We start from the raw sequence: 12,714 nt of genomic DNA, 5'->3' as shown, positions 1-12,714 counted from the left end.
TAATGGCAAGTCCTTTCGATCTCCTTACTCATAAGCAGGGTTTTGAGGAAAATCCTTGTTTTGATTAAGGTCTATGGCATTTTGCGGAATTGGCCTCAATATTTTCAGATTACCGTTTGTTCCTTCAAAATTAGAAGGAGTAATCCAGCTATTGTGAGCAGAAGCTCTTTCTACCAATTTACCCGTTCTCTTCAGGTCAAACCACCTGTGGTACTCTCCCAACAGCTCTCTGGCCCTTTCATCCAAAATATAGTCGATATTAAATTCACCAAGGGCAGCGTCAGCCACTCCAGCTCTTTCCCTGACCACATTAAGTCGATCTAATCCTGTGGATGGATCGCCTGCTTGCAGATAAGCCTCAGCAGCCACTAAATACGTTTCCCCCAATCTGGACACGATAAAGTCCCGTGTACTGGTCGCTCCACCAAACAGGGAATTAGGATCATCAAACTTTTTGACGATCATGGTAGCCCGGTCCAGGGAAATGGCTCCACCATTTGGGTCGGTCGTGCCGTAGGAATGGTATTCGACGCCCGGATGAGCATTGACATAATCGATGCTGTCCTGGGCCGTAAACCATCTGGGCTCGTAGAAATCCTCCACCATCAGGGAACTGTGATCATCTACATCAAAGTAATCATAGTACCTTACAAACACTTCAGTCATAAAGGTAGAATACCACCGTTCATCTCCCTCTTCATAAAGATCGAGGGCAAATCGGTTAGGTAACGTAGTATAGCTTTTATATGGTGCGTCACCAGCTACTTCAGAACCTCCCATATAGGGCCCAAAATAGCTTTGCTGCTTATTGCCAATTCCAGTAGGATCAGCACTGATCGATCCGGCACTCCATTGTACCGAGAAAATCACCTCCTCATTCATGTCATTATCTGGCAGCCACAGTTCCTCAGAGGTAAGGTTAAGGTCTTGGCCGTTGATCACATTATCGGCATAAGCAGCTGCTTTGGAGAAATCATCAGCAGTTCCAAAATCCTCATAGCCCCTGGTCAGATGCACTTTGGCCAGTAGGTTTTCTACGGCCCGCTGGTTTACATGTCCATCATAAGATCCCGAAGACACTTGACCCATAGCACCCTCCAATTCTGAAATAATGAAGGTATACACCTCTTCCGCACTGGATCGATCAAACTGCAAAATAGGCTCATCTACATATTCGGTGATCATACCGACACCGCCATATGACTGAACCAATAGAAAATAGGCATTGGCCCTTAAAAACCTGGCTTCTCCCAAATACTGGGTGGTAACACCTGTCTGCTCGGTGATATCGGCATAATGAATGGCTGAATTGGCCAACTGAATGGCTTTATAACAATTTACGTACAGGAAATCCACTCCCGATGAGGAACTGTTTAGTTCAAAATACTTACTGAGTCCCTGCGGAGGGCGGTCCCTTCCTTCCTGGTAAAGATCTGTACCACATACAAACATCCATGGATCATCCCCATAAATATCACGAAGTGCCGAATAATTGGCATTGATCAAGGCTTCATAGCCCTCGGCAGTTTCATAAAAATCCTCTGCGATCACATTGGACTTATTATCTTCTTCCAGAAATTCTGCGCAGCCTGTAGCTGCTAGCAGAAAGATCATTGCGAAAATTGAATTTATCTTCTTCATTGTTCTTCAATTCTTCAGATTAAAACTTAACACTCAAACCAAACTGCGTCGTGATCGTACTTACACGTCCTATTCCCAAGCTGGCCTGTGCCCACTCAGGATCCCATCCATCATAGTCCGTAAACGTGAAGGGATTTAGTACATTGACATAAACCCGCACCTTCTTAAGGCTGGCCCGACTAAGCAGTGTCTCCGGAAGGGTATAGCCTACTCCGATATTATTGATCTTCACAAAGGAAGCATCTTTATAGTAGGCCATTCCGCTACCCCAATATTGCCCCTCATTTCTTGGCTGAGGGTATTCATTGGATACCTGAGCAGGAATTCCTTTAGTATTTTCAGGAACATACCAACTAGGTATGGCCAATTTTTGGCGTCCTCTATCCCCTACGTTGGTGAAATTGCTATGGAAATCACTGTAGGCCAATACACCTTGCTGTGTAGCTACTGAAAAATTCATATCAAAATTCCCTACTTGTAAATTGGAAATAATACCTCCCGTCCAGGAAGGATTGGATGAACCAAGGATTACACGATCATCATTGGGATTAATTGCCCCATCATTGTTTACATCCCTGGCTTTGGCCTGGCCTTCGGTTTGGTTAAAGGCAGCAGCATCTTCACCTGCTTGCCAAACTCCGTCATAGATAAAATTGTAGTGGGCATCTATTGACTCTCCTATAAACCAGCCATTTCCTACATCATCCACTTCTGATTGTCCGTACAGGGATTCGATGGAATTGGTGTTTTTGGTAAACGTAAATGTAGTGGACCACGTCACCATGCTGTTTTCCACATTAATGGTATTCAGCATCACTTCCACCCCTTTGTTCCGCACTGAAGCGGCATTGGAAGCAATATCGCTGAAACCAATCTCCAAAGGGAGCTTTTGGGTCACTAACAAATTGTCAGAAAGGCGATTATAATAATCCACACTACCGGTAATACGATTCATAATAAATCCAAAATCCACCCCTATGTTAATTTCCTTGGTTTTTTCCCAGGTCAGCGCTTTGTTGGCAATGGAATTTTGCGTCCAACCGTTTGCGGCGGTTCCGTTAAAATCATAATACGTTTGGTTGGTCAAGGCATTCACTGTTCTATAGGGGCCTACATTATTGTTCCCTACGGTGCCATATCCCAATCTAAGCTTCAAGTCGGAAACAGTGGACGAATTGGCCAAAAAGGCCTCCTTGTTTAATCTCCACCCAAGGGCTACAGAAGGGAAAGCCTGCCATTTATTCCCCTCTGATAGCAAAGATGATCCATCCCACCTATTGGAAACGGTCACCAGGTACTTATCCAAATAGGAATAATTCAGCCTAAGGGCAAATGACGCCAACTGGCTCTTACTAAAATAGTTTCCAAGGTTATAAGTCTCTTGTAAACCAGACCCTACATTATAAAATTCGGTTTCAAAAGGCTGCTGGGTAGACGACATATTCGCAGTTTCTGTCCGGTCCACAAAGATACTTTGAAGGGCTAAAAAGTTAAAGGTGTGGTCGTTAACGGACTTGTTAATATTCAACTGATTGTCCCAGGTAGTGTTCATGTTGTTATAATAACTGACTTCAGAAGAAGGCAGGTTCCCATTATTGATCCCTGTGTTGGTCTGTGCTCCCCAAAAGCGTCCTCTTCTATTGTTATTAAAGCCAACAGAGAAGGTGGATTTCAAACTCAACCAATCCAATGGATCGTACTGCAAATAGGCATTACCAACCCCTCTTAGGCTTCTGGTATCATCACTGGAATTAGCAATTTCCAATAGGGGATTGTAGGTACTGGTTTTGTTGGCGGCCCAGTCTCCGTTTGGAAAAGTCAACTTACCCGGTTGGGGGAATAACTCTCCTACTATTTCATCACCATTTTCATCAATGGCATATGGACTCAAAAATGGATTTAGCCTAAAAGCTTCCTGCATAGCATTACCGCTACCACGCTGATTGGTTCCATGCGACAGGGCCATATTTGCTCCAGCCATAAATTTGTCGTTGATGTGCTGGTTGATATTCATGTTAAACGTGTACTTGTCCAAGCTTTCTTGTTCAAGGGTACCCGTTTCTTTTTGGTAACCGACACCTATATTATAGGTAGACGCCCCACTTCTATGGGAAATGGTCAAGTGATTGTTGGTCTGCATACCGTTCCTGAGCACTGCATCATACCAGTCAAAACCGTCCAAATTATTAAACCGTTCTGCCAAAACTGGATTGTTTGGCCCTAATACGACATCTTCATATTCTTCTGGTGTCATGTCAGGCCTGTTCGTGGTCGTACCCAGATATGCCGACATATGATAATCCCTCCACTGCTCCAGACTCATCATTTCAGGTAGCCTAGCAGGAGTTTTTACCCCATAGAAAGTATCAAAGGAAAAGGTGGTTGCATCAGGGATATCTGTCCCGCCTTTGGTCTCTACGATCACTACACCGCCAGCAGCCCTTGAACCATAAATAGCAGCTGATGAAGCATCTTTCAGCACTTCTATTTTTGCAATATCATTGGGATTCAAAAAGTCGATATTATTAGTCACGACCCCATCAACCACATATAATGGTTCGGAACCTTCCAGGGAGTTATTACCTCTGATCGTCATGTTAAAGCCATCCCCCAATCGACCGGTGCTATTGCTTACCTGGACACCAGCTACACTTCCTTGGAGAGCCTGTACAGGGCTGGTAGTCCCCCGCTCAGTGATCAGGTCACTGTCCACGCCGGCAATGGCTCCTGTCACGTCTGATTTTTTCATGGTTCCATAACCTACCACGACCACAGATTCCAAATCTGTTAAGCTGGACACTAACTCAATGTCGATCTTAGATCGATTTCCGACAGTGATTTCCTGCTTTTCATACCCAATAAATGAAAAGACCAAAACGGCTTCTCCGTCAGGAACAGAGATGCTGTAATTACCATCAAAATCGGTGGTGGTTCCAGTAGTGGTTCCTTTTAGCAGGACAGAAGCTCCGGGTATAGGCTCTCCTTCATCGGATGCAACCACCGTCCCAGTGATCACTTCTTGTGCAAAACTTGTAATGGATAAGCCTAATCCCAAAAGGAATACCAGCCCCCATCTCATTGATTGAATGGTCATCTCGACCAGCCACTTGGGAAGTGGCTTTCTTGGTACACTTTGTGCCATTTTTTTTAAGAGGTTTATTGTTATAAAAAAGGTTAAATGCAATCGATTGCGCGCGCAATCGATTGCATTATAGGCAGTAAATAGGAGCTATCCAAAACAACCAAGTGTTTTTTTACTTTTTCACCGTCAATTTTTGCTGCTTTTTAAATTACAAGCACATATTTTAATGATATGGTAGCATAATTCCTCCTAAAAATACCTTAAGGTGTTTACAAAAACATGTACCACCGATACTTCTTTAGCTGAAAAACATACCACCATCTATCCAAAACCTTTCTAAAAAAATCGATACGGATCTTTTATTAACGTATCCATCCGATCAACCCATATAGGTCAAGCTAGGAATATTTAAGTTTTTTATTTAGGTCGGTACTGCTTCCAGTTGGAAGGGAGGAGCTGATAAAGGTCTTTTTGTTTATGGCTTTGTATTCTTTCAAAGACATCTTTGAGCCATTCAAACTCGTTAACATTGTTCTTTTTGCAGCTGGCCATAAAGGAATACATGGCTGCGGTCATCTCTGCGGCTTGGTGCGATCCGGCAAAAAGGAAGGCTTTTCTGCCGATTGCCAAGGGCCGGACAGCATTTTCCACAAGATTATTATCCAGCTCCATCTGTCCGTGAAGCGTATAGGCACTTAACCCCGCCCACCTGGAGCGGGCATAGTCTATAGCCTTGCCCAGCGGGCTTCCCGGCCTGTACCTGTATTGGTTTTCCTCCAACCACTTCCCAAGTCTTTCCAGTACGGGCACGGCATGGATTTTCCTTTCCCGCGTCCGCCCCTCCCAGTCCAGGGCTTCTTCCCTCATCCGTTGTTCGAGTGCATAGAGCTGCTGTATCTCATCCAGAACATGGTTTGCCTGCTCGGCATAATCCTTGACCGCATCGACAAAGTACCTTCGCGCATGGGCCATACAGAAAGTCAAATGGATATCAGGATGGTTCCCATAGAGAGAATCATAGACTTTCCACCCATCGGTCTGGATGATACCCTTAAAATCAGTAAGCATTTCTTTGGGACCGGATCTGTCCCTTCCCTTTCTGTAATCAAAGAGCACCAATCTGTCCACCGGGGCATGGTATAGCCACATGTATCCTTTATGGATACCGTTTTTATGGTCCCTGTCCAGGACTTTTATCGGGGTCTCATCGACTTGGAGGTACTTTTGACTGATGACCACCAGACTGAGTAGCTCCCAGAGAGGCCTGAGCTGTTCCCAACCTCTCATTACCCAGTCTGAGGCGCTTGAGGCAGGTATCCGTACGCCCATTTTACTGTACTTGTCAATCTGCCTGTGCAGGGGCATCCCGTAGACATATTTGTCGACAGTAAGCTGGGCGATTACCGATTCGGAAGGTATACCTTTTTCAATTACCCTGTCCGGCAAGGTGCCGATGATGATCCCTTCACCGTTTGGCCTGGCATATTTTGGGCGTATATACCGCTTTACATAGAAACAGGCAGGAACAACCTCCAATACCTCGGTAATCTCCTCACCGATCCTCACACAGCCTTCGGTAGATTCGGCCGGTTCGATCACGATCTCTTCTCTTTCAAGTTCTTCGGGAAGGCTCATACGGCCCGTACCCTTGGCCCTTTTCTTCGGTGCAGGCTTCTGTTCCTGCACGGATACCGATTCTGAGAGCTCCTCCTGTACTGCTTTGGTGGTGCCCAGTTCAAAAATCCCCAGCTGGTTCTGGTCGGTACTGCCCGTCCGTTTCTCGCTTTTGGTGCCAAAAATATACCTGCGGAGTTTGTCCAGTTCCGACTGTAGGTCGGCGATGGCGTCTTCTTTTTCGGACACGGTCAACAAGGCTTCTTCATACAGTTTTTTGTAGTCGGTTCCCTTGTTTTCCATAGCGTAAAAATAAGCTAAAAAAGTGGCTATACAGCTATGTAGGAGCTGTTTTTTTACGTCAAAAACAATTGTTTTTTTACCCCCTTTTTGAGCTGTCATAGCGCCTTCTGTAGCTCACCGAATCGAGCATTACCCCCTGTAAGAGCAGGGTCAGCTGACCGCCCGAGATCATGTTTCCCGCAAGCTTGGGCCGCTCAAAAGTGCCCTGTTCCAGCTTTTTGATATACAGGGCAAAACCGTCCCTGTCCCATTGGAGAAGCCGCACCTGGTTGGACCGCTTGCCTATGAAGATGAAGATGTCCCCGTTCATCGGATCAAACCCAAGTTCATTTTGCACCAGGCCGGCCAGCGAGTTGATCCCAAAGCGCATGTCGGTCGGCTGACCGTAAAGAAAATACCGGACCGAGTTGGACAAGGCCAGCATTACTCGGTCAGCTGCCTGAGTATCGCTGGATCAGGCAGGCCATAAAACTCCAAAACGACCCCCGAAGGATAACATATCCTTGCCGCAGGATTTTGGCCAGTCCGCGGGGATATCTCCAGTAGGTCAAAGCCAACGTGTCCCGGAGATACCTCCATCCGTCCAATCTTCCTGGCCCAATAATAAAAGGTGCTGCGCGAAAGGTCCCGTGATTCTGCAAACTTGGCCTTTGTCTGTCCCGAGGATTTCCATTCCTCATACAGTACGTAGTAATCTTCTCTGCTTAAACTTTTCATCCTGCAACATTAACACTTTGCAACATGATAGGAAATATGGACTTGCTCGGATGGATACTTATTAACCACTCAAAGAAAAAGGCTCTAAATGGAATACTTTGGGTAAATATGCAGGGCAGTATTTTGGATCAAGCAATATTCATGAAAGCGGCTAAAATTCATGATACTTTTTAACCTAAGTTTAAAAACCGTCACTGCGAGCCTGTCTGATGCCAAAGGCAGGCCTGTCTGGTGCCAAAGGCAGGCTTGTTTGGTGCCAAACAGGACGTAGGATGTGATTTGCGGGAAGGAGCCGTGGCGAGTTGCCACGGCCTTTTCCTAGTCCTTTCCCGTCACTGCGAGGAAGTATAGCCTGTCCCGATATCGGGAACGCAGCAGTCCCGTCTTAAGAATACTAAATTGCTTCCTCCCTCCGGTTGTCGCAATGACGGATTGATATCGGTTTTATGGTCGAACTCAGGTTAAAAGGCAAATATTCTTACCCAAAGTAAATCATATAGAACCAAGAAAAAACGAGCTAACTCAATAAAAACCAAACCCAATAAATTAGTCATTTAAAGCAAAAATTAATTTCTTCTAAACATGTTTAGAAAATCAATCCTTAATTCATTTTTGAGCAATCGATAGCAGTAGCTTCAGACTGAATGATGCATTGGCATCTACGCTAAACACTTTTATATTCATTATAGCTAAACAGGTATAGCTCCTGATTGAAATCATAGAAAAAAAAGACAGGTGGTACCCCTAACCACCTGTCTTTATTGGCTTTCCAATAAGCTAACGTGCTTATTTCTTGGAATCCCCCATCTCTACTACCAATTCCCCTCCCTTCAGTATATCCTTGTGCATAAGGAATTGTTTACTGTAAGGCTGACCATTAAAGGTCACTTTCTGAATATAGATATTGTTTGATGAATTGTTGTTAACGGTAAGCTGTAGCGTTTTCCCGTTGTCCATGCGAATGACAGCGTTGTTTACAGTTGGGCTGCCCCAAACATATTTTCCTCCTGCTGGCTCCACTGGATAGAAGCCCAACGAAGAAAGTACCAACCAAGCGGACATTTGACCGACATCCTCATTTCCACTCAGGCCATCAGGGGCGTTGGCATATAAGTCTTTCAGGATATGGCGCACCTTTTCTGCGGTCTTATACGATTGATCCACATAACCATACATATAAGTAACATGGTGGCTCGGTTCATTCCCTTGGGCATACTGCCCTATCAGCCCTGTGATGTCATTGGAAGCTTCATCTCCCATGTCCCCATCCACGATGAAGAGTGAATCCAGTTTGGAAACAAATGCCTCTTTGCCGCCAAGGAGATCGATCAATCCATTGACATCCTGCGGCACTAGCCAAGTGTATTGCCATGCATTACCTTCTGTAAAATCCCCTTTCATGTGAATGGAAGTAAACGGGCTGAAAGGCTCCCTCCACTCATGCTTACCAATTCTTCCTCTCATAAATCCTACCTTGGGATCAAAGTAATTACGATAATTTTGCCCTCTTTTGGCATAATACTCATAGTCATCTTGCCTACCCAGCTCCTTAGCCATCTGTGCTATGCACCAATCTGATAAGGCATACTCCAGCCCCTTGGATACACTTTCCACTTCACCATCAGCGGGGATGTAACCAAGTTCTTTGACCTTGTCCAGTCCTAAGTCGTCACGCATGGCCGACGCTTTTACAGCTTCGTAAGCCAATTCCTCGTCCATTGGGATTCCTTTGAGATAGGCATCCACCACGATGGGCACAGCACTGTAACCGGGCATGGTATTGGTTTCATTGCCCACCAAATGCCAAACGGGAAGCTTGCCCTGCTGCTCATAAATCTTCAGCATAGACTGTACTATATCCCCCATTCTATCTTGCTGAAAAATGGTATAAAGTGGACTGCATCCCCTATAAATATCCCAAAGTGAAAAAGTCGTCAAATTGGTAAATGAGGTATCATTACGTACTTTTCCATCGGCACCCGCATAATCTCCATTGATGTCATTGAAAACCGATGGAGCGATCATGGTGTGATACAGAGCTGTATAGAATTTTGTCATCTCCACCCCTTCATCCATTTCCACCTGAATTTTGTTCAGTTCATGATTCCACTTGGCTTTGGCTTCTGCCACTGCCTTATCAAAATCCCAATTGGAAATTTCCTGATTTAGGTTTTCCAAGGCATTGTCTACGCTAACTGGAGATATCCCCACTTTCAGCAGGACCTTTTCATCAGCAGAGGTAGTAAACCCCAATAGCGCTTTTACTTGTCTCCCTGTAAGGGATTTTCCTTCTTTCGGTTGATTTTCATCAAAAACCTCAAATGAAACCACTGGCTTGGACAGTTTGGCAGCAAAATATATCTTTTGATCCTTCGCCCAGCCTTTGGAAAAACGATACCCCGTCAATGTGGTATCATTCACCAGTTCAATATGGGTCTTCGTCGGCACGTCCCAGCCTATACCTTGCTTCAGGTTAAACAACAACTTCGACTCCTTGCTTTCAGGAAAAGTATATTGGTGAAAACCGGCTCGCTCAGTAGCGGTCAATTCTGCAAAGACATCGTATCGGTCCAGCTTGACACCATAATAACCCGCCTCTGCCGTTTCATTTTCATGATCAAAATAGGAGAAGTAACCAGTCTCAGGTTGCGCGGGTTTGCCTTTGGCCACTTTCACATCTCCCACGATGGGCATAACCAAAACATCCCCCAGGTCTCCTATGCCGGTTCCACTAAGATGGGTATGAGCAAAACCTATGATGGTCGAATCAGAATAATGGTACCCAGAACACCAGTCCCACCCTTCCGTGAGGTTTACAGGCCCCAGCTGAACTCCGCCAAATGGCACATTGGCTCCGACAAAAACATGGCCATGACCTCCTGATCCGATATAGGGATTCACGAATTGCACAAGATTAGCCTCAGCAATAGTTTCCGGTTTATACCCTTCTTCTTTATCACATCCAAACACGGCGTAAGTCATGGAAAATACCATCGCTATGTGCATCCATTTCTTAGTATTCATCATATTCATTTACTTTCTATACTAAACCAATCAGCAGGAACTGGCTTTCTCTCTCCATCCTTATCGATATATTCCAAAATGAGTGTATAGCCTCCACCTCCTTCGATGAAATCCAATTTAAATGGATGATAGCCTGCTTTAAGGGCCACTTGCCCGCTTACTTCCCTGGTAGAGTGAAAGCCGTCATTGTCCACCACTACCCGATCACCGATGTACAGTTTACTGCCATCGTCACTGGTCAGGATAAAGTCATAAATTCCCTTCTCTGGAATATGGATATAACCTGTAAACTCCATTCCAAAAGACCCCGTGCCCAAATCCTTGGGAATCTCCAACTCATCAATCTCACGCATAGCATCTGCTTCATGCCCCTCCATTAAGGCCGTCTGTTTAAAGGTCCCTTTATGAAAAGCCACCTGCAGTCCCTGCTGCGCATTTTTCACTCTCCCACCCTTCAGATATGTGGTTTTCTTAAACGGCACCTCATACACATCCCCTCGATTTCCTGAAGGACCAAAAGCCGCTACTTTAAAATCCGTATCCTTTTTCACTCTTAGCGGCTTGTCCAGTAGTGGATCGTCCATTTGGGGCTCGGAGCCGTCACTGGTATAATGGATCGTCAGGAAGTCTACTGGTGCGGAAACATCAAGGGCCCCCTTCCCTACAAACATGTTCATGTCAGCAATACCGCTCAAATCGGGTAAACGATAATTGATCTCCTGCTGCTGCATCCAAGCGTAATGTGCATTAAGACGCGTTAAATATCCTTCAAAATCATGGGGATCAGACCACACACGCTCTGCCAAAGCCGTCATCCTCGGCATATACATATAATCTGCGCGTGCTTCAGAAGGAATATACTCTGTCCATATATTGGCCTGGCCACCGATCACCTGGTCGGCTTGGGCAGCTGTAAATCCCTCAGGGACTATATCCACGGTATATACCTTGCGCAGCGAGCTTTTATCAGGTGCATAGTCAAAATAAAGGCCTCCACCTACGGGACTCATAATGACCTCATTACCGTTTTCTACGGCTTGAAAAGGAGCATCTTTTACCCAACTTCGCCAATACATTACATGAGCTGTAGCGCTAATTCCACCGGCCAAAGCATCATCCCAAACAATGAGCTGCTTGCCTTTGGACTTTACATAAGCTTCCATATGGTTAACAAAGAAACTCTGTAGTTTATCCACATCTTCGATGCCATTATCTTCCATCCACTGCCTGCACATAGAGGTTTCCCAAAACTCCCTATCCACCTCATCTGCTCCGATATGAACATATTCACTCGGAAACAAGGCCATTACTTCATCCAGCACTGTTTCGGCAAACGCATAGGTACTTTCCTGACATGGGTTTAGCGGACTGCTGAACAACTCGCCCCAGTCTGTTTTTTGGTCTCCGGTCAAATAAGGATATGCTCTTACCGCAGCACTCATATGGCCGGGCATGTCTATTTCAGGAATCACCTCTATATGTCGAGCTGCTGCATAGGCGATGATTTCCTTTATATCTTCCTGGGTATAAAAACCACCATATACTTCCTTACCATCCACTTCCTTGATATTCCAGGAATCGATCTCCATATCCGGATTAGTTTTGGCACGTTCCCAGCAGATGGAGTCATGCTTGTTAAATGTTCTCCAAGCACCTACTTCTGTAAGCTTAGGAAGCTGCTTGATCTCCAGTCGCCAGCCTTGGTCATCTGTCAAGTGCATGTGCAGCTTGTTGAAGTGATATCGCGAAAGCCGATCGATAAATTTCTTGATGTATTCCTTGGTAAAAAAATGACGGGCTACATCAATGTGCATCCCTCTCCAGTTATACTTCGGAGCATCCTCTATCCTTACCGCTGGAAGGGATATTTGCCCAGGAGAAGCATCTTGCAGCCGAACAGGAAACAATTGCCCCAAGGTCTGGATTCCCATAAAGAACCCTGCATTGGTGTTTGCTTGTATCATCAATTGTGCTGGCGTGATTTCCAAACGGTATCCTTCTCCATGATCCAGCTCATCCGAATAGGCCAATACTATTTCTCCTTCTTGGACAGCATTGGCTTCCAGGTTCTGGGCTGCTATAAGTTCTCTGAGAAACACCACTTCATTGGATAGGTCTAACTTGCCCCCTTTCACCACTACCGCAGTGGAAGCATTCAATTCAAAGTCACCCTGCCCTGCTTCCAAATGTACAGGAAACGGAATTATTGGAAATTTTTCATTAACAGCCATGGAAGACTGTGCAAAAGAGCCAAAACATACCAGCAAAAGCCCCCAAAGTAAATTAATTTTTTTTATCATGTCATTTATCGATACTAAAATAAAAAGGGTTTA

General features: G+C 45.2%; 7 protein-coding genes. All 7 read right to left on the bottom strand.

Annotated elements, in window-relative coordinates; translation table 11 throughout:
• Nucleotides 1-24: 24 nt before the first annotated feature.
• The 7 genes from FKX85_RS11490 to FKX85_RS11460 all read right to left on the bottom strand — a co-directional run bounded on the left by FKX85_RS11490 (nt 25) and on the right by FKX85_RS11460 (nt 12,681).
• The gene (locus FKX85_RS11490; RefSeq protein WP_229239589.1) at nt 25-1,614 is read right to left on the bottom strand and encodes a RagB/SusD family nutrient uptake outer membrane protein; all 1,590 of its coding nucleotides are present in this window, start codon (nt 1,612-1,614) and stop codon (nt 25-27) included.
• A gap of 46 nt (nt 1,615-1,660) precedes the next feature.
• Nucleotides 1,661-4,783, bottom strand: a complete 3,123-nt coding sequence (locus FKX85_RS11485; protein WP_141614866.1) for a SusC/RagA family TonB-linked outer membrane protein — start codon at nt 4,781-4,783, stop codon at nt 1,661-1,663.
• Nucleotides 4,784-5,140: 357 nt separating this feature from the next.
• The gene (gene tnpC, locus FKX85_RS11480; protein ID WP_141614865.1) at nt 5,141-6,640 is read right to left on the bottom strand and encodes an IS66 family transposase; all 1,500 of its coding nucleotides are present in this window, start codon (nt 6,638-6,640) and stop codon (nt 5,141-5,143) included.
• Between the two features lie 76 nt (nt 6,641-6,716).
• Complete coding sequence (gene tnpB / locus FKX85_RS11475; RefSeq protein ID WP_168196252.1) at nt 6,717-7,055, bottom strand: IS66 family insertion sequence element accessory protein TnpB; 339 nt, start codon at nt 7,053-7,055, stop codon at nt 6,717-6,719.
• Nucleotides 7,056-7,063: 8 nt separating this feature from the next.
• Entirely contained in the window at nt 7,064-7,357 is a 294-nt protein-coding gene (gene tnpA / locus FKX85_RS11470) for an IS66 family insertion sequence element accessory protein TnpA (protein ID WP_141614863.1), read from the bottom strand.
• Nucleotides 7,358-8,143: 786 nt separating this feature from the next.
• Nucleotides 8,144-10,384 (bottom strand): GH92 family glycosyl hydrolase, encoded by a 2,241-nt coding sequence (locus FKX85_RS11465; protein WP_168196251.1) that lies wholly within the window; start codon nt 10,382-10,384, stop codon nt 8,144-8,146.
• 2 nt (nt 10,385-10,386) lie between these two features.
• The gene (locus tag FKX85_RS11460; protein WP_141614862.1) at nt 10,387-12,681 is read right to left on the bottom strand and encodes a family 20 glycosylhydrolase; all 2,295 of its coding nucleotides are present in this window, start codon (nt 12,679-12,681) and stop codon (nt 10,387-10,389) included.
• Nucleotides 12,682-12,714: the final 33 nt, after the last annotated feature.

It is taken from the genome of Echinicola soli (assembly GCF_006575665.1).
Classification (GTDB): domain Bacteria; phylum Bacteroidota; class Bacteroidia; order Cytophagales; family Cyclobacteriaceae; genus Echinicola; species Echinicola soli.
This window is presented reverse-complemented; position numbering and strand designations above follow the sequence as displayed.

Excerpts from the sequence above, each read along its gene's own strand:
- FKX85_RS11490 (WP_229239589.1), bottom strand. The coding sequence starts at position 1,614 with ATGATCTTTCTGCTAGCAGCTACAGGCTGCGCAGAATTTCTGGAAGAA.
- FKX85_RS11485 (WP_141614866.1), bottom strand. The coding sequence starts at position 4,783 with ATGGCACAAAGTGTACCAAGAAAGCCACTTCCCAAGTGGCTGGTCGAG.
- tnpC (WP_141614865.1), bottom strand. The coding sequence starts at position 6,640 with ATGGAAAACAAGGGAACCGACTACAAAAAACTGTATGAAGAAGCCTTG.
- tnpA (WP_141614863.1), bottom strand. The coding sequence starts at position 7,357 with ATGAAAAGTTTAAGCAGAGAAGATTACTACGTACTGTATGAGGAATGG.
- FKX85_RS11465 (WP_168196251.1), bottom strand. The coding sequence starts at position 10,384 with ATGATGAATACTAAGAAATGGATGCACATAGCGATGGTATTTTCCATG.
- FKX85_RS11460 (WP_141614862.1), bottom strand. The coding sequence starts at position 12,681 with ATGATAAAAAAAATTAATTTACTTTGGGGGCTTTTGCTGGTATGTTTT.